Raw genomic sequence first — 20,922 nt, 5'->3', positions numbered from 1 at the left:
GGATGGTCACAGAGGGCGAGGGTGTGCGCAGCGCATCGTCCGGGCGGGCGGAGGTCGCGGGGCAGTGGGTGCTGCTGTCGTATCGGATGCCGCGCGAACCCTCCACGGCGCGGATCACGGTGTGGCGCAAACTCAAACGCCTGGGCGTGGCCTCCCTCGGCGACGGGGTGGTGGCGTTACCGGCCGATGCCCGCACCCGTGAGCAGCTGGACTGGATCGCCGAAGAGATCGTCGAAGGCGGCGGGGAGGCGATGGTGTGGCTGGCCCGACCCGCAGCGCTCGGGCCCGAACGACGCCTGGCTCGGGAGATGGCCGATGCCCGTATCGTCGAGTACGCCGCGGTGATCGCCGAAGCCGAACAATCCACCGCGCTGGCCGAGCCGGAACGGCTGCGGGCGTTGCGCCGGCTGCGTGGTGAGCTGCGCCGGATCCAGCGCCGCGATTACTTTCCGCCACCGGAGCGCGCCGTCGCGGTGCGCGCGGTGGCGGGGTTGCATCCCGACCACGTCTCCGAGGAGTCCGCATGAAATGGGCCACCCGCGCCGGTATCCACATCGACCGCGCCGCCTGCGCCTGGTTGATCCGCCGCGAGATCGACCAGGAGGCGGAGTTCGTGTTCGTCGGCGACCCGGCCGAGGTGCCGGCGGAGGCGACACCGTTCGATATGCGCGGGGTCGAACTCGGCCACCACGGCGGGGACTGCAGCTTCGAAACCATCCTGCGCCGCCATGATCTCACCGATCCGGTGCTGTGGCGGATCGCCGAGATCGTGCACGAGGCCGATATCGACGACGAACGCTTCGACGCCCCCGAGGCACCCGGCCTGGACGTGGTCCTGCGCGGGCTGTCGATGATCGGCGACGACACCCACACCCTGGCCGTGGCCGGTCCGATCTTCGACGGCCTCTACGAGTACTACCGCCGTGAAACCCTTCTCGGCCGCGAACCGGCCTGAGCACCCGGTCACCGGAAACGCCGGCGTCGAGTCGGCGGCAGGTCCGCCGCGGCCTCGGCGGGCGCCGGGGTTCGAGGTCTGTGGTGTCGGTTTGTGGCGTGCTGGAACGGCGGTGCTCGATGCGGTGGACGCCGAGATCCCGGGCGGGGTCTGTACCGTGCTCACCGGTCCCAGCGGTGCGGGCAAATCCTCCCTGTTGCGGCTGCTGATCCGACTCGACGACCCCGACACCGGCCGCATCACTTTCGATGGCAGGGACCTGGCGCGCTACGACGTGCTCGCGCTGCGGCGGCGGGTCCAGCTGGTGGCCCAGCACCCGACCCTGCTCACCGACTCCGTGCTCGGCGATCTGCGCTGTGCGCAACCCGATCTGACACGAGAGGACGCCGCGGCCCTGCTCGAACGTGCCGGTCTGCCCGCCGGGTTCTGTGACCGCCCCACCGCCGGGCTCTCCGGAGGGGAGGCCGCCCGGGTGTGCCTGGCCCGGGCATTGGCGATGGATCCGCAGGTGCTGCTGGCCGATGAGCCCACCGCCGCCCTGGACCCGGCCGCCGCGGCCGCGATCGAACACACCCTGGCCGGATTCACCACCGCGGGTGGAACAGTGGTGCTGGTCAGCCATGACTCCGCCCAGATCCGTCGTCTCGCCGGCCAGGTGGTCACCCTCGACCACGGCCGCCGCACCACCGCTGGTGATCGCTCGTGAACGCCACAGCGATGACCTGGTGGCAGGTGGCGGCCGCAGTTCCGTTGGTGGGTGTCGCGGTGGCCGCCGCCGGGTATCAGCGGCTGGGCCTGACCCGCGATCTGGTGACCGCGGCGGTCCGCGCCGCCGCGCAGCTGGCGGCGGTCGGGGCGGTGTTGCTGCTGCTGTTCGCGCACGCCGCTACCGCGGGGATCCTCGGCTGGATCGCGGTGATGCTGCTGATCGCCGGACAGGTCGCCGGCCGCCGCGGCCGCGTCGTGCCCCGCGCCCGGGTTCTGGCCACGATAGCGATCGCCACCGGGTCGCTTCCGGTGCTGGTCGCGCTCACCGTATTCGGTGTCCTGGCGGTTCGGGCCGAGGTGATGATCCCGATCTCGGGCATGGTCATCGCGACCGCCATGCAGGCCGGCGGTGTGACGCTGCTGCGGGTCGCCGAGGACGTGGGCCATCATCGGCCCGCGATCGAAACCCGTCTCGCGCTGGGCATGCCGGCCACTGCCGCGTTCGCCCCGCACCGGCGTTCCGCGGTCCGCACCGCTCTGCTCCCGGCCATCGATTCAACGAAAGTTGTCGGGCTGGTCAGCCTCCCGGGTGCGATGACCGGGCTGATCATCGCCGGTGTTGACCCGCTGACCGCGATCCGCTATCAGGTCGTCGTCATGTACATGCTGTTGGCGGCCGCGACATCGGCGGCGACCACCAGCGCCTATCTCGCCCACCACGCACTGTTCGACACCACCGCCCACCGGCTCCGCACGCCGGAAACCGCCGGCGGGCCGGGCCGGTGGACTATTCGTGGGGTGGTTCGCCGGTGACGACGTGGTCGGCGTGGTTGAAACCTTCGCGGATCAACCGGGACATGTGCCCGCCGCGCAGCCGGTAGATGACGCGGCGGCCGTCCTTGCGGGTGTCGACCAGACCGGTGAAACGGAGTTTCGCCAGATGCTGGCTGACCGCGGTCCGGGACGCACCGGAAGCTTCGGTCAGGGCGGTGACATCGGCCTCGCCCTGGGTGAGCAGCCACAGAATATGTAGCCGGGTCGGTTCGGCCAGCATCCCGAACACCCCAGCGGCAGCATCCAAGCGTTCGGGGTCCGGGGCGCCGGGATGAGTGAGGCTGGGCTCGGGCGACCCGGAAGCGCGGTCGGCCATATGCGTCACCACTTTCATCGCGCTGCCACCAGAGCAGTCGGCTCGCGGGCGGGCCACAACCGGGCGGCTGTGATTGCTGCGAGTGTAGCGATCACCGCTGAGACGGCCGCGGCAGCGACCTGACCCACACCGGTACCCACCCACCCGGCCAACGGATAGGTGAGCAGGAACCCGGCATGCGACAGCGAGAACTGGGCGGTGAACACCGCGGCCCGATCCTCCTCGGCGGTCTGATACCGCAGCAGCCGCGCCGACGGGGTGTTGATCAACGAGGTGCCTGCCCCCAGCATCGCCCACAACCCCAACAGTCCTGCCCACCCGAGCCACTGGCCGGGCTCGGCGGTCAGCAGCAGCGTAGTGCCGGCCAATCCGGTCGCGACCACAGCGGCGCCGGCCAGCATCACCGCCCGATCCGCGATATCGGTCAGCAGCCGCGGCATCCCCAACGCCACCAGCATCGACCCCGCACCATAGGCACCGAGTGCGACCGCGACACCGGTATCGGTGCCACCGAGCAGATCCCGCACATAGACCACCGTGTTGACCAGCACCAGCGCGGTCGCGGCAGCGACCACCAGGTTCAACGCCAGCAGCCCCCGCAGCACCGGCCGCCCCGCCATCACCCGCGCACCGGCCACGATCCGCGCGGTCAGCGGCGCCCGCCGCTCCGCGCTCGGCACGGGCGGCAGCGCGGTGGTCAGCACCAGCACCGCCGACCCGACGAAACCGGCGACCGTCCCGAGAAACAGCGCGTGATAGTCGATCACGGTCAACGCCACCGCCGCCAGCAACGGCGAACACACCGCTTCCAGGTCATAGGCCAGCCGCGACAACGACAACGCCCGCGTGTAATCGGCCTCCCGCGGCAGCACCGACGGGATCAGCGACTGGAACGCCGGAGTGAACGTCGCCGACGCGGCCTGCAAAACGAAGATCAGCACATAGATCTGCCACACCTGATCCACGAACGGCAACGCCAGCGCCACCACCGCCCGCACCACATCCGCCGACACCAGCAGCACACGGCGCGGTACCCGATCGGTCACCGCCGCGATCACCGGCGCCACGCCCACGTAGGCCACCATCTTGATCGCCAGCGCCGTCCCCAAGACCGCACCCGCCGAACCACCGGCCAGGTCATAGGCCAGCAGCCCCAACGCCACAGTCAACAAGCCGGTCCCCACCAACGCCACCACCTGCGCGGTGAACAACCGACCGAACACACGATCTCTCAACACATCGAGCACACAGCAAGAATAGCTACAAGTGCGCAAGTGTGCACATGTATGTAGGTAGGCAGCTGGGGATGATGTTCATCAACCGAAGCATTCTTGGACGCCGCTGCAACAGATAATCGCTGGTGATCAATGCTTTTCCATCCAGTGACTGTCCAACTCTATTGATGAACATGCGTCGGCGATCTTGTTCCGCGATGCTCGGACTTCTGGCCGCGGTGGCACCCACCGCATTCTTGAGGGGTGTCCAAGATAGGCTCGGGTCGGGTGCAACAGCGATGAGTCGGGACCGGAGATGCCTCGAAATAGACGTCCTCGAGATCGTGAGGAGAAGCGGGCCGAGATCGTGGCCGCTGCTCGGCGGCTGTTCACCGAGCAGGGGTACGACGCGGCGTCGATGACACGGATCGCCCAGGACGCGGGCGTGGTGTCCAACACGCTGTACTGGTATTTCCGCGACAAGGACGCTGTGTTGATCGCGGTGCTCGATGAGGTGTTGGCCGAGGCGATGGATCGCTATGGTGCCATGGGCGCTATCGATGTGGTTGATCGTTTGCTGTGGGTGGTCGGAGAGTTGGAGCAGGTGAGCCGGTTGGTGACCACGGTGCACGCCCGCGCCAAGGAATCGCAGGCCGTCCGGGACTGGCATGAACAGTTCCACACGGTAGCCGAGGCGTTGTTCATGGTCGATCTGGCCGAGATCGGAGTTGCCGAGGACGAGTTGGCGGCGATGGTCGAGATCGGGGTTTTCGTCGTCGAGGGATTGCTGATGCATCCGGGTGCGGACTCCCGCAAGCGTGCGGTGATCGAGACGCTGCTACGCAGTGCGCGTGGCATCGCCATTGCGGCCGGCTGACCATTTCCGATCCGGTTCGACGATGCGCCCTGCTACAGCGTGGTGGCCGCGGTGTCACCGAATTGTGTGGCCAGGAAATGGATCTGGTCGCTGACCGCGCGTTCGAAGATGGGCCCTATGTAGATGTCGAAGTGGTCACAGGGATAGGTCCGTACGTCGACATGGGCCAGGCCTTCGGCGCGCCGCAGTGTGGTTTTCGCGGGCGCCGCGGCGTCGTGGTCGCATACGCACAGCAGTGTCGGTGTGGTGGTGCGGGCCATGGCGCGCCCCGGCCGATACAGCGGCAGTCGTAGGACCAGGCGGGCGGCGATTGCGTTGGCGGCGTCGAAATCGCCGTCGGCGCCCCGCAGGACTCCCCACATGCTGTCACGGCCGAGCATCATCGAGTTCTCCGCGCCGTCCTCGACGGCGGTCATGACGATGTTCCTCGACACCTGCGCCCGAAACGACGGCATCCGTGCCAGCAGCGTGCTGGTGCGCCGGGACAACCGGGTACCGGCAGGTAGCAATTCCGAAGCTCCCGCGACCGCATCGGGTGAGGCCACGAACGCCGGCATCCACGACGCGCCCGCCATCGGCATCAAGAGGGGCTTCGCGCCGATCCAGGAGCCGACGGTGTCGACTACACCCAGCGCAGTCAGAGCCACCGCGCTCAGTGGTCCGCTTCGCAGCCGCGACCACAACGAGGCCGGTCCGTCGGTGAACGGACACTGGGCTACCACCGCCACCACCCGCGGGTCCCGAGAGGCGATCTGCAGCACGTGACCACCACCGAAAGAACTGCCCCACAACGCGATCCTGTCGATATCGACCTCCGGCAGCGACCGCACATATGCCAACGCGGCATGCCAGTCGGCGAGCTGTCTGCCGATATCGAGCAGCTGGCGCGGTCGGCCTTCGCTGGCACCGAGATGACGGTAGTCGAACACCAGCACCGACCAACCCGCCGCGGCGAAGCGCTCGGCGTATGCGTCCAACCGCATCTGCCGTACCGCACCCAACCCGTGCCCCATGATCACCAACGGACGCTGCGACTCCGAATCCGAGGGGCTGTACAGCCAAGCCGCACATCGCTGTCCACCTGAGAAGAACGAAACATCACGCCGACCGAACTGCAGTCCCTCGCCCACACGAGCGCTCGATTCGCCACGGTTCACGATATTTTCCTCCGCCTATCTGCCCACGCAGTTTCTTGGACGTCGTCCAAGAAACTTGTCTCGGCCACGATATGAACTTCTTGACTGCCAGTCAAGAAGAAGTGACCGCCTACAAGGCATCGGCCCCACCCCGGTCGATTCAGCTCTACACCACAGGACGCGACCTCTTCCGGTAATCAATCCCGGCCAACAGGCGAGTGCAAAATCACCGCCACTCACCCCTGCGAGTCGCACAATCGGCGTTCTGGCACTCCGTCCAGTGCACCAGTGACGTTCAAAATTGATGCATTCTTGGACAGAATGTAAGGATCATCGCTGGTAAACGATCGTGGAAGACATGAGGTTGTTCGTATTCTGTCCTTTTGCGGACATGAGGCAGTGCGGCCCGTTGGCGAGGGGCCCGTAATCGGCCGCCACGCGGTGCGGCCTGTACTAGTACACAGCGCGGTGGTTGTGGTGCGCGGGAGCGCCTTCAGGGCATCGATTCCTACGGTGTTCTCATGAGGTATCTGGAAGGTCATTTCGCGCCCGTACAGGTAGAGATCACGGCCTACGACTTGCCGCTGACCGGGCGTATCCCGGCCGAACTCGGTGGCCGATATGTGCGCAACGGCCCTAACCCGGTGGGCGTGGAGGATCCGGGCACCCATGTGTGGGGGATGGGTCAGGGCATGGTGCATGGGGTGCGGCTGCGCGACGGGCGGGCCGAGTGGTATCGCAACCGTTTCGTGCGTGTCCCGGGATTTGCGCCCATGGTGCATGTGATCGAACATGCGGGGCAGACCTTCGCCATGGCGGAGGGCGGACTGCCGCCGGCGCTGCTGGACGACGAGCTGAACACCGTGGGATTTTGCCAGTTGGGAGCGACGGCCGAGGGGTTCACCGCGGGAGCGCATTCCAAACACGACCCACGTACTGGAGAGTTGCATTCCCTGTCTTATATGCCCGGCCGTGAGTTCGTGCAGTACATCGTGACCGATACCGTGGGCGCGGTGGTTCGCACCGTGCCGATCGCGATGCCGCGGACACCGTTTCTGCACGACTTCGCGCTCACCGGCGACCATGTGGTGCTCTGGGATACTCCGCTGGGTTTCGACGGATTCGACTGCCGATGGCTGCCGGAGCACCCCACACGTGTGGGCGTGATGCCGCGGACGGGTGGAGAGGTGCGGTGGCACGATATCGACCCTGTGCATGTCAGTCATACGCTCAACGCCTACGACGACGGTGATTCGGTCGTCGTGGACCTGGTCACCGCCCAAGGGCCGTTCGATCCCGCCGACCCCGGCGCGATCCGGCCGGTGTTGGATCGTTGGACCCTCACCACCGACACGGTCCGGCAGCAACGCATCGACGACCGGCCGCAGGACTTTCCCCGCATCAACGACGCCTACGCCGCGCACCCCCACCGCTACGGCTACTCCGCCGCGACGGCCCTGTACGGGATACCGTTCGTATCCGAGGGTGCGGCACCGGACGAGGCCTTCACCAACGCACTGGTCAAACACGATTTTCAGCGGGGCACCGCGGAGGTGCACGCGTTCGGGGCAGCGGAAACTGTGGGCGAGGCGGTGTTCGCGGCCACCGGGCCGGGGGAAGACGAGGGATATCTACTCGCCTACGTACACGATCCGCACCGCAACGCTGCCGATCTGGTCGTGCTGGCCGCTCAGGACTTCACCGGTGAACCCGTCGCGCGTATCCACCTGCCCGCCCGCGTACCACTGGGCCTGCACGGCAACTGGCTGCCCGACCACTGACTCATGCCAGCATGATGGTGTGACCGATCACCGACCGCCCTACCTCCGAATCGTCGCCGAGATCGAGCGGCGCATCGCCGCAGGAGAGCTGCGGCCGGGCGATCCCGTTCCCACCACCAGGGCCATCGCCCGCGAATGGGGCGTCGCTATCGCCACAGCCACCAAAGCCCTGGCCGCGCTCAAACACTCGGGCACCATCGAATCGACCTCCCGCGTCGGCGCCGTGGTCGCTGCGCGTCGGTTGCCCTCGCGAAATACCGCAGGGCTCGAACGCGAGCAGATCGTGCAGGCGGCGATGCAGATCGCCGACAGCCGCGGTCTGGCAGCACTGTCCCTGCGGGCAGTGGCCGCCGAACTCGGCGTCGCGACGCTGACCCTTCGCCGCCACCTCGACGCCGACGCCGAACTCACCCAACTGCTCGCCGACGCCGCGTTCGGCGAGATCGACTACCCCGAACCGGCCCCGGTGTGGCGCTCACACCTGCGAGTGGCCGCACAACTGCAATGGGGTGTCTACCAGCGTCATCCATGGGTGCCGCCGCTGGTGTCCATCACCCGCCCGGCCACCCTGCCGGCGATGATCGCCTACGGACTGTGGACGCTACGCGCCTTCGACGGCCTGGCACTGGATTCCTCCACCCGGCTCCACGTCTACGCCACCCTGGTCAACTACGTGCGGGGCACAGCGATGAACATCGAAAGCGAGGCCCGCGCCGAACTGGACACCGGAATGACGAGCAAACAATGGGGCGCTGCCCGGCTCGCCGTCGACCGGCCGCTGATCACCCAGCTCACCGAACCGAACGCCGAGGTGGACCTGGAATCACTGTTCGCGTTCGGACTGGAACGGTTGCTCGACGGCCTGACCATCGTGATGACACCGCCGAAGACTCGGCGACCGCGGTCACACCACGGTCCGCGGCACTGATCAACAGGCCTGGCGCCCGGCGATGATCGCCGAGATCGATCTTTGGGCCGGGCCGGTCAGTCCTGCTCGAACAAGTGGTCGTAGCCGATCGCGAAGTCGCTGTTGGCGGGATCGACCACCGCCTGGAGCCGGTCACCGATCTGCGGCCGAGGGATACCGGCCGGTACTTCGCAGTCCGCCTTGAACGTATCGAAACCCGGCCCACTGATACGGACTCGAAGTTCGGCAACGTCCGGATTCTCGCCCCCCTTACGTATTCGGACCGCGACGATCTCCGCCGTCGAAACAACCCCGACGGCCCGGAACCGCTTCGCGTCCCATCTCTGCCCGTAGGTGGTCGCCGCAATGGCGAGGCCGATCGGGAAAGTGATGATCGCCGGGCACAACCCATTCCACAGTGAATCACTGGTCAACGCGAGAACAGGCCCCGACAACATCAGACCGGCCGCGATCGAATAGGTGAACACCTGGGCAACAGGTCCGATGAGTTCGACTTGCCTCGGCTCTCTGTCGCTACCGGACACTTCAACATCATAGTGGCGGAACCGCGCCCGGATGGAGGATTCCGCCCCGCGGCGCACCGTGGTCCCAGCAGCGCCTGTACCGCCGGCAGCTGTCGCGATCGTGACCGCTCTACGGGTGTTCGTAAATCGATGCGTTCTTGGACGCCGGACGCCGGCATCATCGCTGGTCGGCGATCAATTCCGTCGCTGATGTGTTCAGAAGGCCGCTCTTCTGAACGCCGCGGATTCCGCTGGCCTGCGCCTCGGGTGAGGGGTGAACCCGCTATGCCATCGAGGATGGCATCCAACTCGCCCTTTTCGACTTGCCGCCGACATCCTGGATATATACGTCTAGAAAGGTTGATAAATGCAGGCACGGATGTCGAACGTGTACAAGCTCGCCGCCGGTGGTTACCGGGGGCTGAATGCCGTGGAGGAATACATCAACAACAGCGGGGTTCCCCGGGGCCTTTTGGAGCTCGTGCGGATCAGAGCCAGCCAGATCAATGGATGCTCGGTCTGTACCGATATGCATTCACATCATGCGCAGGGGGTGGGCGAGAGCGACGAACGGCTGTGGGCGGTAGCCACATGGCGTGAGGCGCCGTTCTTCACCGACACCGAGCGCGCGGCGCTGGCGCTGACCGAGGCGGTTACCCGCATCACCGACAACCCCGAGGGGGTTCCCGACAATGCCTGGGACGAGGCCGGCCGCTCACTTCGCCGACGAGAACTGGCGGCGCTGGTGACCGCGATCGCCTCGGTCAACGCCTGGAACCGAATCAACGTGGCCACGCGACTGGTCGCCGGCAGTTTCCGCTGACCCTGCCCGCCACGTACCTCCCTTGTGTGGACATGCGGACCGGCCGCGTTTCCGCGCCGCAGTGGGATGCGGCGCCGGGCGGCCCGGTGGCAGGCCGCGCTCCGGGCAGGTTTTCGATCGGCTCCTCGGCGTGCGGGCGGAGGCTATTGTCCGACGCGGGTCCTGAGCGCCCGACCGAGCCAGCTGAACACTGGATCCAGGTCTTCGATGGGCGGCCAGTCGTTCACCGCCGCTACGAGCTGCCAGTACCGCGCGACGCGGGAGTCGTTTGCCACTTCCAGTCGTTCGAGCATCCAACGCCGGAGGGCGCTGTCGTCGGGTTTGCCGAAAGTCTCGGCGTAGCGGGCGGTGAGGGTATCCACGATTGGCGCGGCCGCGGCTGATTCCGGGGTGATTCCCGCGGCGAGTGCGCGGCCGACTTCGTCACGCACGGTTTCGGTGAGTGCATGATGCAAGCCGGTGGTATCGCCCTCGGTGCGTTGCGCGGCCTGGTATTCGGCCATCCGGCGTACCGCTGCGCGGAAGTCGCTGTCCTGGACCAACTCGACCAATTCCATCCATGCCTCGACCTGCTCGGAAGTGGGGTCTTCGGGTAGGTCGGGCATGCTGGTGCGCAGCAGTTCGACCATCGCCGGATTGGCGTCGACGCCACCGAAGGTGTCGTCGATGAAGTCGTGGATGAAGCGGTGTCGCTCAGCCTGTGACAGGTTCACCAGTTTGTGCATCAGATCCATCTCCTTGGGGTCGGACTGTCGTTTCGCCACCGCCTGCAGTACCGCCCGCCGCAGCCGCAGACTTCGAATCTGCGCGTCGAGAGCCGATGCGTGTGCGGCGGCGACCTCGGGAAGCGAAGTCTCACGGGCCAGGATGCGCCGCACGGTGGCCAGGTCGATATCGAGCTCACGCAGTGTCCGGACCAGTTCCAGACGGGACAGCGCGTCGATGTCATAGAGGCGGTAGCCCGATGGGGTGTACGAGGACGGCGGAACGAGCCCCTTGTCGGAATAGAACCGAATCGTTTTGACCGAAAGCCCCGTGCGGTCGGCCACAACCCCGATCGGGAACAGCATCTCGTCGTCCATGCCCCCAAGCTTGAGGCCTCCTCCTGATGGAGACTCAAGTCGCCGGGGTGACCAGCGTTCGGCGCAGCCATGCTGTGCGTGTTCGGCGGGCGACCGCGGACAGTGTTGCTCGGGGAAAGAGGGCGTCGAAACCGTGGAATCCGCCGGCCCAGACATGGAGTTCGGCTCGGCCGCCCGATGCCCAGATGCGGCCGGCGAACTCGACATCTTCGTCGCGGAAGACCTCGGCTGATCCGACGTCGATGTAGGTGGGTGGTAGGCCGGAGAGGTCGTCGGCTCGGCTGGGGGAGATGTAGGCGGGGACCTGGTCGTCGGGGAGTTCGGCGAGCAGGGCGTTCCAGGCGAAGGCGTTGGTTTCGTGGGTCCACACCGTGGGTTCGCCCGAGTATTGCCTGCTGGAAGTGCTCGTGTTGCGGTGGTCGAGCATCGGGCAGCTCAGGATCTGCGCGGCGATGGCCGGGCCACCTAGATCGCGGGCCATGAGGGCGACCCCGGCGGCGAGTCCACCGCCTGCGCTGGTGCCTGCCGTGACGATGCGATGTGGGTCGATGCCGAGTTCGTCGGCATGGTCGGTGATCCACCGCAGCCCGTCGTAGCAGTCCTGCACGGGGATGATGCCGGTGGATTCGGGGGCGAGACGGTAGTCGACGGTGATCACGACGGCGCCGATCGCGTCGAGCCATTCCAGTGGGATGTCCAGTTGAGAGAACCGGTCACCCATGATCATTCCGCCGCCGTGCATCCAGTAGACGCACGGCGCCGCGACGGTGGCGGTGCGCGGTGTCAGGACAGTCATCGGGATGTCGAAGCCGCCGGTGCCGGGTACGACGACTTCGCGGCGGTGGATGTGACGGCCGGACAGTACGGTCTCGAGCGGTGTCGAGGCCATCGGCCGCAGCTGAGCAAGGATCTCGGAGGTGATCCTGGGGATGAGTGGCATGTCGGTGATCAATGTGCCGAGTTCGGGGTCGAGGGCGGGGCGTGACATCGGAATCCTTCGCGGTGGTGGGGAGGGGGTCAGAACGCGGCTTTGCCGCCGACAGGGACGTGGTCGGTGTAGGGGCCTTCCGCGGCGACGAGGTCCTTGACTTCGGCGACCAACGCCTGGGCTGCCGCGCCGGCGAACAGTCGATGGTGGTGTTCCTCGCTCGTCCAGCCTTCGGTGACATGGACCAGATCGGGGTCGGACGACGACCGGCAGACCAGGTACACCAGGCAGTGCTCGCTGGCGGCGGGGTTGCCCTCGTCGAGACCGGTCAGCAGTACCTCGACCAACCGGTCTGCCATCCCCGGCTTGGCAGTCAACAGGGCATTGAATCCGTATCCGATGTTCACCGCGACTCCTTCTGTTCTTGTTTGATCCTCCCGATCGATCTATGTTCCGAGCGGCATCGGGAGGGGCTGATGTTCTAATTCAAGCCTCTTGACGTGGTTTAACGATAGGCAAATCGTGCTGGCGTCTTGCCTGATCCTCCAACTGCTTGGATGACTGGTGTAGCGGCGTGGTGTCATCGATTCATGAGCTTCGACGAACTGCGCGCGCTGCTGGCCAGGCATGTGCGTCCCGACGAGACCACCGCGATCGAAGGTCTGTACATCGCCCAGGTGCAACGGTCGGGCCCCCCGGAGACGCAGATGTCGGGCACCGTGCTCGCGGTGCTGGCCCAGGGCGCAAAGCGTCTCGCGGTCGGTGACGAGGTGCTCGAATATCGACCGGGCGACTACCTCGTCACCTCGCTGGACTTGCCGGTCACCGGCTCATTCATCGGAGCGAGCCCGGAGACGCCTGCGCTCGGTCTCGCGCTGGTCCTCGACCCGATCGCGATCGCCGACGTGCTCCTGGAAGTGGGCGCGGGCGAGCTGCCGCGCCCGCAACGCCGAACCGTGCCCGCGGTCGCGGTCGGCAGCCTGACCACCGAAATCCTCGATGCCCTGACCCGACTCGTTCGGCTGCTGGATCACCCGCGTGATCGAGCAGCATTGGCGCCACTGATCAAACGCGAGATCCTGTGGCGGCTGATCACCGGCGAACAAGGCGAAGCTGTGCGCCAGCTCGGGCTGGCCGAGAGCGGCCTGCACACCATCGGCCGGGCGGTGCGCTGGATTCGGGAGCACTACGACGAGCCGTTTCGTGTCGACGACCTGGCCCGCCTGGCCGGGATGAGCTCCTCGGCGTTCTATCGCAATTTCCAGATCGTCACTGCTCAGAGCCCGATTCAGTTTCAGAAGCACATCCGACTCCAGCAGGCCAGACTGCTCCTGGCAGCCAACTCCCGCGACGTCACAGGCGTGGCCCATCGTGTCGGCTACGACAGCCCCTCACAGTTCAGCCGGGAGTACCGTCGTCTGTTCGGCACCACTCCCAGTCGCGCGGCCGCGTTACCGCAATCGATCAGCGAGTGATCGAGTGATCAGGGCGCGGATCTCCTTGGCGACCAGCGCTGGGTCCTGATCGGCCATGAAGTGACCTGCCTCGACGGTGCGGTGCCGCAGATCCGGGGGCCCAGGCTTGCCAGGGGGCAGTGGCGTCGTAGCCGAGTGCGGCGCCTCAGTCCTGTTGCAGCTGTGCTCATAAATCGATCAGTTTTTGAACGGTGGATGGAAGCGGCATTGCGTGCCAACGGAGTTTCCGGAAGCTTCACCTGGATGGCAATGGCCGGCGACCGTTGCTCCGCCGTGCGGAGCGGGGTCCGATAGGGGGATGAGCATCGACGGGTTCGATATCGCGCGGAGTCTGGTCTGGGAACGCTTCCCCAGGGCGCGGGCAGCGTGGCTGGGTGGCAGCACCGTGCTCGACGTCCACCTCGGATCTGGACATCAGCGTGCTCCTCGATGGCCCGCCGGCCCCGTATCGCGAATCGTTGCGGTATCAGGGGTGGCCGGTCGAGCTGTTCGTGCACACTGAAGAAGCGATGCAGCACTTCCTGGCAAAGGACCGCAAGGCCCGGCGGCCGGCGACCCTGCGGCTGATCGGTAGCTCTCTGGTCCTGCTCGATATCGACGGCAGTGGCGAATATCTGCAGGAAGAGTGTGCGGCGCAACTGGCCGCCGGCCCAGACCCGATGACCGCGGACGAACTACGGTCGGCTCGCTACGGGATCACCGACCGGTTGGACGATCTCATGGGCTGCGCGGACGACGACGAACGACTCCTGATCGCCACCGATCTGTGGCGGGCCACCGCCGACCTGCTGCTCACCGGACACGGCCACTGGACAGGGACCGGCAAATGGTTACAGCGGGAGCTGGCAGCCTTCGACCGCCAGGCCGGCACGGAATACGCGAAAGTACTGGCCCAGGGTGTTCGCTCGGTGGTCCGGGGCGACATGGAGCCGATCGCCGAAACCGTCACCCAGGTACTGAACATCTTCGGCGGCCGACTCTTCGACGGATTCACCGCCCAAGGACCCACCTGATCCCCACCGCGAACCCGCTGCCTCCATCGCCCACACCAGCGTGAACTCCCTATGCCGGTGGACGCGACCAAATCACCACTACGATGCGTCGCCCCGAGCCGGGCGACGGAACTCGGACAAGGATCGGGCAAGACCCGATGCGATCAGCGCCGTTCTTCGCGAACTCTGATTCTTCTGCAGGTAGAGGACGCACGCGTTGGTCCCGCCGCGGTAATAGGCTCACAGAGTGTATGTTCCGCGCTCGGTCTTCAGGCGGACTCCGCTGGAACGTGCCGATCAGCGCTTGGCATGGAACCGGGACGACCAGTGGTTCTTCGCGGCCGGCGCTTGCCACATCCTGGCCTATGCGTTTCTCGAAGCGCATCCGGAAGGATGGAAGGCGGTAGCGCTTTGGCCTGAGTGTCAGCGGCCAGTTCGAATTCCCCGCTGGCGGCCACTCAGCGGGGAGCTATGTGGCCACCATGGCAACCCCACCGCAACAAGATGGGCGTCCGACACACGGCGGTGTTACCGCGCGGTCGCGGCCGACAACTCCCTGTTCAGGATACGGCGGCCTGGGCCGGGTGCCCGTCCGGCCGGACCAGCCCTACCGGGGTCTCGACATACTGTCCGGCGCGTAGTCGGTGGAAGAGCCGGCTGCCGTCGGCAAGTGTGTGGTCGGGCACGCGCGGGCCGGTGGCGTAGGCGACGCTCAGTCCGGACAGGCGCTCGGCGAGCTGCTTCGACATGTCCGGCGCGGTAGCGATGAGCCCACTCAGCACCGCCCGAAGGGCCTGTCCCTCGGGCGAGTACGCGGTCATCAACGCCGTCTGGGCCCGCGTGTGCTGCAGCAGTTCGGCCCCAACCGGGTGTCTCTCGGCGTGGTAGGTGTCCAGGAGGTCGGCGGTGGCGCGTCCGGTAGCGACTGCAGCGAGCTTCCAGCCGAGGTTGTGAGCGTCCTGGATGCCGACGTTCATGCCTACGCCGCCGGTGGGAAAGTGCATGTGCGCGGCATCTCCGGCGACCAGCACGTTGCCTTTTCGATAGGATGCAGCCTGGCGTGTGGCATTGCCGAACCGGGACAACCACACCGGGTCGCGCATCCCGAAGTCGCTGCCCGCGATTCGCCGCACCGTTGCACGTAACGTCTCCAAGGTCGGCCTCTCGGGGCGGTTGTCGAACGGGTCGGAGCCGACCAGACGATGAATCCCGCCCGGTAGTGGCACGATCATCACTCCGCCCGTGGGCCCGGCGATCTGCGCCACGCCGCTTGCTGGTGGCTCGTCGAGCACGACGTCCGCGAGGTACCCCCAGGTGGTCGATTCCGTGCCGGGAAAGTCGATACCCGCCGCTTGCCGCACGATGCTGTTGACGCCGTCGCAGCCGACGACGTAGCGCGCCTTTACGACTGTGCGGTCCTCCAGTTCTACGCCGTCGCTGGTGAGGCCGACGACCTTCCGGTCGCGCAGGATGGTCGCGCCCGCCGCGAGTGCGCGTTCTTCGAGCAGCTCCTCGGTGCGCATCTGCGGTAGCGCCAGTGTGTATGGGTGCGGCGTGTCCAGGGCCGAGAAGTCCATCCGGTCGGGTAGCGCGCCGAAGTGGCCGTTCGGGATCGACAGCGACTCCTTCAGGAAGGGCTCGACGACTCCGCGGCAATCGAAGATCTCCACGGTCCTGGGATGGATCGTGAGTGCCTTGGAGTTGGGGTCGGGGTTCCGGCGAGCCTCCAGGATCGTGACCGACGCCCCGCCCAGTCGCAGTTCCCCGGCGAGCCACAGGCCGGTCGGTCCGGCTCCGACGATGACGACATCCAGCATGACACCCTCCTTGGTCGCTGACCAATACTCAGCCTCGAGTACACTTGGTCAGTGACCAAAAGTCAAGCGGATGTCGTCCGGACCGCACTCGAACTACTCGACGAAGAGGGCGCGGCCGCCGTATCACTACGGGCGATTGCCAAGCGGCTCGGCGTGCGAATGAACACCGTCCTGTGGCACGCCAAGTCCAAGACTCGCCTGGAAGAACTCATGGCCGACGCGATCGTCAGCGGCGCCACACTCGACGGGCTGCCTGACCCCTGGCGGGAGCGGGCCACCGAAATCGTCCGCCGCTACCGGGCCGCACTGCTCGCACACCGGGACGGCGCCGCAGTGGTGGCCGGCACCTTCGTGGCCGAACCCGCCACCCTCGACCTCGCCGAAGCTCTGATTGCCGCCCTGCTCGACAGCGGGCGGCCGGCCCGGGAGGCGGCCTGGACCTGCTGGAGCCTCGTTTACTTCGTCCTCGGACTCACCCAGGAGCAGCAGGCGCTGCCCGGCCGCTTCGCACTCGATCTCGACGTCGGCGACCGTCCCGCGCTGCGACGCGTGCTCCCCGCACTGACCGACGAAACGTTCGAGGAACGCTTCGAATACGGCGTCGCCCGGCTCCTCGGCTGACCCCGGCGCAGGGTGGAATACCCGAGACCAAGCCTCGCGACCCCGCAGCACGCTACGACACTCGGTCATCGGCATGAGCGTGCGCACGGGCGGGATGCTGGCGGTGTGCCAGATGCCCACAACTGGCCGCCCGTGGGGAATCACAACTGGCCGTACGCGGGGGATCTTCCCTGGCCGCTGACACCTGAGGGGGGTCTCGATCCCGGCCACGTCTACGCAACCGACGGCGCATGGGCCTTCGATCACTGCGGCTGGACGCTGGAAACCGAACTGCTCGAGACTTCCCGAGCGGCCGAGCCACACGCGCACTACCACCGCCGGCCGCTGAGCATGGACCTGGATGAGCTCTGCGCACGGCACTGGCACCGCACTCGCACCGAGTTCGCCCACGACCCCTGGCCCCGAGCTCGGGCCTACCTGGCACGATTCACCGACCCCGCTCCTGAGCAAAACCGGTGTCCATAAGAGGGGTGTTTATGGACGATTCGAGACCGCTCTCCTGGGTCCATCGAGGTGACATCGCCGTGGAACTGGTTCCCGGTCAGAGAGATCGTCGCGCCGCCGGCGGGGGCCGGGGCGGAAGGCGCGGGGGGACCGGGCGTCAGGGCCGCGCCGTACCGGGGGTCCGGCGCCTCCGTAAAACCCGCGCGCACCCCGCTGATCTTCACCGCCCCGGCGATCTCACTGTCGCTCACCCGCACACCGTCACCGGCGGAAGCGAATACGGGCGGCGATATGTTCGCGCGCGTGCTCACATTCGGCGAGGCTGCGCGGGCAGGCGAGAGCATGTTCGATCAGTTCCTTGGCTGCTCGTGCCTGTGCGATACGCCGCTCGAGCTCTTGAACGTGGTGGTACAGCAGATCCCGGTGGTCCCTCGGGTCGGCGGTGGACAGCACCGTGGCCAGCTCCCCCAGCGTGAGACCGGCCTCCTTGCCCATCAGGATCAACGCCACGCGTTCGAGGTCCGCGTGCTCGTATAACCGCTGGCCACCTGCGCGGCGTGCAGGCTCCAGCAGGCCCATGCTCTCCCAGTACCGCAGAACGTGCGTGCCCAGGCCGAACCGCTGAGCCAGCTCGCCGATCGTCAAAGTCCGACTTGACTTCATGTATCCATTAACCGGAACGCTGAGGGCATGAGCAAGTCATCGACCGCGGTCACCCGCCTCGTCCATTCCGGTCTCCTGCTGAACCCGGACGACCACGACCTCCTCGGATCGGACTCCGGTATGGGCCGAGAACTCTTTGTGTGGTCGAAACCGCAGCAACCCGAGTGCCCCCTTCGGCGGTGAAGCCGCCGAAGTCACGCGCCCCTACCGAATGATCAGGAAACGGTATGCCGAACAACAAAATACGAATCACGACGGCGCTCATGGCATTTGGTGTCATGTCGCTGCTGACCACCGTGGTCAGCGGCTGTGGAGCCGACGATGGCGAGGCGCAGACGCCCGCAGCGGACCCGGTCGAGATCCTCGAAGTCAAGGTTGAGAACGATCAGTACGCAGCCCCAGATCTGGACCGCGCGGGGATGAGCATCGGCGATATGGATGTCTTCTCCGGAACCGCCGTGAAGGACGGGCGAAAAGTGGGACGCGGGGGCGGCTCGTGCCAGGTCATCCATATCGACGGAGAAAAGATCACCGCGCAGTGCTTGCTCACGATGGAGCTCGAGCAGGGCTCGGTCACCATGCAGGCTCTGTGGGTCAGGGGTCCGAACCCGCTCGACATGGCCATCACCGGCGGCACGGGCGTCTACCGCAATGCACGGGGCACTGTTCGGTTCTGGGACATCGGCACACCGAACGAGAGAGTGCGCGCCGAAATCATCCGTTGATACGGCCGCGAAATCCCAGGACATCGACCTGAAGGGCAGGATCGTCGCCGAACTCGCCGACCAGGTACTTCCCGCCCTGACCGCGGCCGTGGACCTGCTCGCCGACCAGGATCCGGCCGAGGCCGACAACTTCCGCCGGACCGTCCTGGTCGCCGTCGCGCCCGGCGGCCGCTCCCGCACCGGCGAGCCCGGACCGGTCACCGCCGAGAAGACCTGCAAGATCACCGCGGCACTGCGGCCCGCGTAAGAAGCTCCCGGCGTGTGGTCGCGCTTCGGGGGTGAACGCCGGCAGGCCCCGAATCGATAACGGCAGGTTACTGGTTGGCCGCCTACCGCTACGGCCCGGCCGGGCGGGCCGTCAGGGCAGCCGGGCCGCGAGCCCGTCGAGGAGAACGCCGAGCTGCCGTTCGAACCTCGGGTCGCCGTCGTCGCGGAGATGTCCGGCGGCCTTGACCAGTTCGGCGCCCTCGCCGAGCCATGCGTCCCGTCCGGCGAGCGAGTATCGCGCGGGGTCGTCGCCGGTCGGCCGGCGGCGTTCCTGTTCCTCGATGACGAAGCCGACCACGAAGGCGGTGACCAGATCGAGGGTGTCGTCTGCCTCAGCCAGTGAGAACCCGGTCGCGGTCAAGCGCTCGAGCCAGGGTTCTTTCGCTTTCACGATTGCTGGGTCGGCGAGGCGCGTGCCGCTGAAGATGCGCGCCCCGTCCCGGTGCCGCAGGTACTCCGATCGCAGGACGCGGGCGTAGGCGGCTACGGCATCACGCCAGTCGCCGCCGGGCGGGATCGCCGCGAGGGCGTCGGTGACGCGGCGCATGACGAAGGTGGCCATCTCGTCGAGCAGCTCCTGTTTGTTGCGGACGTGCCAATACAGGGCGGGGGCCTTCACGTCGAGCCGGGACGCGAGCGCACGGACGGTGAGGGCGTCCATGCCGTGCTCGTTGAGCAGTTCGAGGGCCGCCGCGACGATCTGCTCCCGGGTGATTCCCTTTGCCACGATTGACACCTTAACAAAGTTCAGGCACAGTGGGCGGCAGCGAATTTAACTTAGTTAAGGAGTGTGCCATGCGTGCTGCAGTCGTCAAAACCCCTGATACGACACCGGTTTGCGCGGACTTCCCGGATCCTGAACCGCGGCCGGGCCGGGCGCCGCTGAGACTCGTGGGCGCGGGTCTGCACCATGTCGTCCGTGGGATGGCCTCCGGCCGCCATTACGGCAGCGACCGGGTATATCCCCTCGTGCCGGGCATCGACGCGGTGGCCCGGACCGTGGATGGGCGGCTGGTCTTCACAGGCTTCGCCCGGTCGCCGTGGGGGACCATGGCGGAATGGCTGGTCACGCCGTTCGAGGTGGAGCTGCCCGCCGGGGCCGATCCGCTCGCGGTCGCCGCCGGTATCAATCCCGCCCTCTCGGGCTGGATGCCGCTGGTTGCCCGGGGCGAGGAAGCGGGCGAACTCGGTACCGTGCTGGTACTCGGCGCGACCGGTGTGTCGGGCGGCCTGGCGGTTCGGGCGGCGCTGTCCCTCGGCGCGAAACAGGTAGTCGCGGTCGGGCGCGACCGCGAAGCGCTGGAGCGGCTGCGTGGTTCAGGCGTAGTCACTGTTCCGCTCGCGCCCGACGCGCCCGCTGCTTGGTCGGCCGCTCTCGGTGCCGCCGTCGCCGAAGCGCAGCCCACCCTCGTCCTCGACTACGTGTGGGGCCCCGTCGCCGAGGCCGCTTTCGCGGCATTGGGAAGGTCCGGCCCGGATGATGACAGCGCGGCGGTCGACTACGTGCAGATCGGCTCGCTCGCCGGAGCCGAGGCGGTGCTGCCCGCGGCATTACTGCGCAGCCGGCGGATCCGGGTCAGCGGCAGCGGCAAGGGCTCGGTCTCGAAGGAGCAGATGATCGCCGAGATTCCCGGCATCCTCGCCCGGTTCGCCGACGGCACCTTCGACGCGCCGTACACCGTGTACCCGCTCGGCCGCGTCGGCGAGGCCTGGGCGCACCAGGGGCGGACCCGGGCCGTCGTCGTACCCGAGTGACCAAGATCGAGTCGAACCGGCCGCGCGCTGCAACATGTCCGACCGGGAGACCGGGCCGCCGACCGCCGACACCATCGG

Annotated in this window: 25 protein-coding genes; 15 read left to right on the top strand and 10 right to left on the bottom strand. The window is 66.9% G+C overall.

Features of this window, described 5'->3' with window-relative positions:
* Positions 1-2: 2 nt before the first annotated feature.
* The 4 genes from NF4_RS22360 to NF4_RS22345 all read left to right on the top strand — a co-directional run bounded on the left by NF4_RS22360 (position 3) and on the right by NF4_RS22345 (position 2,476).
* Complete coding sequence (locus NF4_RS22360; RefSeq protein ID WP_198165416.1) at positions 3-527, top strand: Chromate resistance protein ChrB; 525 nt, start codon at positions 3-5, stop codon at positions 525-527.
* A complete protein-coding gene (locus NF4_RS22355; RefSeq protein WP_063129331.1) occupies positions 524-955 on the top strand; it encodes a chromate resistance protein ChrB domain-containing protein in 432 nt (143 codons plus the stop codon). The genes NF4_RS22360 and NF4_RS22355 overlap by 4 nt, the downstream gene beginning before the upstream one ends.
* Before the next feature lie 112 nt (positions 956-1,067).
* Positions 1,068-1,661, top strand: coding sequence for an ABC transporter ATP-binding protein (locus NF4_RS22350; protein ID WP_198165415.1), 594 nt, complete (start codon positions 1,068-1,070; stop codon positions 1,659-1,661).
* Positions 1,658-2,476 carry an ABC transporter permease gene (locus NF4_RS22345; RefSeq protein ID WP_232330599.1) on the top strand — a complete coding sequence of 273 codons (819 nt, stop codon included), beginning with the start codon at positions 1,658-1,660 and terminating at the stop codon, positions 2,474-2,476. Before NF4_RS22350 ends, NF4_RS22345 begins: the two co-directional genes overlap by 4 nt.
* Here the strand turns inward: NF4_RS22345 and NF4_RS22340 are convergent.
* Both NF4_RS22340 and NF4_RS22335 read right to left on the bottom strand, forming a co-directional pair.
* Complete coding sequence (locus tag NF4_RS22340) at positions 2,451-2,831, bottom strand: ArsR/SmtB family transcription factor (RefSeq protein WP_063129330.1); 381 nt, start codon at positions 2,829-2,831, stop codon at positions 2,451-2,453. The genes NF4_RS22345 and NF4_RS22340 overlap by 26 nt on opposite strands.
* Positions 2,828-4,060 (bottom strand): MFS transporter, encoded by a 1,233-nt coding sequence (locus tag NF4_RS22335; RefSeq protein WP_063129329.1) that lies wholly within the window; start codon positions 4,058-4,060, stop codon positions 2,828-2,830. Before NF4_RS22335 ends, NF4_RS22340 begins: the two co-directional genes overlap by 4 nt.
* A gap of 283 nt (positions 4,061-4,343) precedes the next feature.
* Here NF4_RS22335 and NF4_RS22330 point away from each other — a divergent pair, with 283 nt between their 5' ends.
* Positions 4,344-4,904 (top strand): TetR/AcrR family transcriptional regulator, encoded by a 561-nt coding sequence (locus tag NF4_RS22330; protein WP_063129328.1) that lies wholly within the window; start codon positions 4,344-4,346, stop codon positions 4,902-4,904.
* A gap of 32 nt (positions 4,905-4,936) precedes the next feature.
* On the opposite strand, the gene NF4_RS22325 is transcribed toward NF4_RS22330, so the two are convergent.
* The gene (locus NF4_RS22325) at positions 4,937-6,034 is read right to left on the bottom strand and encodes an alpha/beta hydrolase (RefSeq protein ID WP_232330604.1); all 1,098 of its coding nucleotides are present in this window, start codon (positions 6,032-6,034) and stop codon (positions 4,937-4,939) included.
* Positions 6,035-6,561: 527 nt separating this feature from the next.
* Between NF4_RS22325 and NF4_RS22320 the strand changes: the two genes are divergently transcribed.
* On the top strand, positions 6,562-7,821 hold the full coding sequence (locus NF4_RS22320; protein ID WP_063129326.1) for a carotenoid oxygenase family protein: 1,260 nt from the start codon (positions 6,562-6,564) through the stop codon (positions 7,819-7,821).
* A gap of 19 nt (positions 7,822-7,840) precedes the next feature.
* A complete protein-coding gene (locus NF4_RS22315) occupies positions 7,841-8,749 on the top strand; it encodes a GntR family transcriptional regulator (protein ID WP_063129325.1) in 909 nt (302 codons plus the stop codon).
* A gap of 56 nt (positions 8,750-8,805) precedes the next feature.
* Here NF4_RS22315 and NF4_RS22310 read toward each other — a convergent pair whose 3' ends face one another.
* Positions 8,806-9,273: a hypothetical protein gene (locus NF4_RS22310; protein ID WP_157120511.1), complete on the bottom strand. Its 468-nt coding sequence runs from the start codon at positions 9,271-9,273 to the stop codon at positions 8,806-8,808.
* Positions 9,274-9,619: 346 nt separating this feature from the next.
* Here NF4_RS22310 and NF4_RS22305 point away from each other — a divergent pair, with 346 nt between their 5' ends.
* Entirely contained in the window at positions 9,620-10,075 is a 456-nt protein-coding gene (locus NF4_RS22305) for a carboxymuconolactone decarboxylase family protein (protein ID WP_063129323.1), read from the top strand.
* A 143-nt stretch (positions 10,076-10,218) separates the two neighbouring features.
* Here NF4_RS22305 and NF4_RS22300 read toward each other — a convergent pair whose 3' ends face one another.
* From NF4_RS22300 to NF4_RS22290, 3 genes are read right to left on the bottom strand one after another with little or no spacing between them, the layout of a single operon-like run.
* Positions 10,219-11,157 (bottom strand): MerR family transcriptional regulator, encoded by a 939-nt coding sequence (locus tag NF4_RS22300; RefSeq protein WP_063129322.1) that lies wholly within the window; start codon positions 11,155-11,157, stop codon positions 10,219-10,221.
* A gap of 34 nt (positions 11,158-11,191) precedes the next feature.
* On the bottom strand, positions 11,192-12,145 hold the full coding sequence (locus NF4_RS22295; RefSeq protein WP_063129321.1) for an alpha/beta hydrolase: 954 nt from the start codon (positions 12,143-12,145) through the stop codon (positions 11,192-11,194).
* Positions 12,146-12,174: 29 nt separating this feature from the next.
* Complete coding sequence (locus NF4_RS22290; RefSeq protein WP_084533338.1) at positions 12,175-12,492, bottom strand: putative quinol monooxygenase; 318 nt, start codon at positions 12,490-12,492, stop codon at positions 12,175-12,177.
* A 183-nt stretch (positions 12,493-12,675) separates the two neighbouring features.
* Between NF4_RS22290 and NF4_RS22285 the strand changes: the two genes are divergently transcribed.
* Both NF4_RS22285 and NF4_RS22280 read left to right on the top strand, forming a co-directional pair.
* The gene (locus tag NF4_RS22285) at positions 12,676-13,560 is read left to right on the top strand and encodes an AraC family transcriptional regulator (protein ID WP_063129320.1); all 885 of its coding nucleotides are present in this window, start codon (positions 12,676-12,678) and stop codon (positions 13,558-13,560) included.
* Between the two features lie 374 nt (positions 13,561-13,934).
* Positions 13,935-14,573, top strand: coding sequence for a hypothetical protein (locus tag NF4_RS22280; protein ID WP_198165414.1), 639 nt, complete (start codon positions 13,935-13,937; stop codon positions 14,571-14,573).
* A gap of 539 nt (positions 14,574-15,112) precedes the next feature.
* Here the strand turns inward: NF4_RS22280 and NF4_RS22275 are convergent.
* On the bottom strand, positions 15,113-16,369 hold the full coding sequence (locus NF4_RS22275; RefSeq protein WP_063129318.1) for an FAD-dependent monooxygenase: 1,257 nt from the start codon (positions 16,367-16,369) through the stop codon (positions 15,113-15,115).
* A gap of 51 nt (positions 16,370-16,420) precedes the next feature.
* Between NF4_RS22275 and NF4_RS22270 the strand changes: the two genes are divergently transcribed.
* Complete coding sequence (locus tag NF4_RS22270; RefSeq protein ID WP_084533337.1) at positions 16,421-16,990, top strand: TetR/AcrR family transcriptional regulator C-terminal domain-containing protein; 570 nt, start codon at positions 16,421-16,423, stop codon at positions 16,988-16,990.
* A gap of 705 nt (positions 16,991-17,695) precedes the next feature.
* Here the strand turns inward: NF4_RS22270 and NF4_RS22265 are convergent.
* Positions 17,696-18,079 (bottom strand): MerR family transcriptional regulator, encoded by a 384-nt coding sequence (locus NF4_RS22265; RefSeq protein WP_063129316.1) that lies wholly within the window; start codon positions 18,077-18,079, stop codon positions 17,696-17,698.
* Between the two features lie 45 nt (positions 18,080-18,124).
* Here NF4_RS22265 and NF4_RS37935 point away from each other — a divergent pair, with 45 nt between their 5' ends.
* From NF4_RS37935 to NF4_RS22255, 3 genes are read left to right on the top strand one after another with little or no spacing between them, the layout of a single operon-like run.
* Positions 18,125-18,280, top strand: coding sequence for a hypothetical protein (locus NF4_RS37935; RefSeq protein WP_157120509.1), 156 nt, complete (start codon positions 18,125-18,127; stop codon positions 18,278-18,280).
* A gap of 44 nt (positions 18,281-18,324) precedes the next feature.
* Positions 18,325-18,822, top strand: coding sequence for an allene oxide cyclase barrel-like domain-containing protein (locus tag NF4_RS22260; protein WP_063129315.1), 498 nt, complete (start codon positions 18,325-18,327; stop codon positions 18,820-18,822).
* Complete coding sequence (locus tag NF4_RS22255) at positions 18,749-19,069, top strand: hypothetical protein (RefSeq protein ID WP_063129314.1); 321 nt, start codon at positions 18,749-18,751, stop codon at positions 19,067-19,069. Before NF4_RS22260 ends, NF4_RS22255 begins: the two co-directional genes overlap by 74 nt.
* 111 nt (positions 19,070-19,180) lie before the next feature.
* Here the strand turns inward: NF4_RS22255 and NF4_RS22250 are convergent, their stop codons facing one another.
* Positions 19,181-19,816: a TetR/AcrR family transcriptional regulator C-terminal domain-containing protein gene (locus NF4_RS22250; protein ID WP_063129313.1), complete on the bottom strand. Its 636-nt coding sequence runs from the start codon at positions 19,814-19,816 to the stop codon at positions 19,181-19,183.
* A gap of 68 nt (positions 19,817-19,884) precedes the next feature.
* On the opposite strand from NF4_RS22250, the gene NF4_RS22245 reads away from it, so the two are divergent.
* Complete coding sequence (locus NF4_RS22245; protein WP_063129312.1) at positions 19,885-20,844, top strand: zinc-binding alcohol dehydrogenase family protein; 960 nt, start codon at positions 19,885-19,887, stop codon at positions 20,842-20,844.
* Positions 20,845-20,922 lie beyond the last annotated feature (78 nt).

The sequence above is a fragment of the Nocardia fusca NBRC 14340 genome, from assembly GCF_001618425.1.
Lineage (GTDB): Bacteria > Actinomycetota > Actinomycetes > Mycobacteriales > Mycobacteriaceae > Nocardia > Nocardia fusca.
This window is presented reverse-complemented; position numbering and strand designations above follow the sequence as displayed.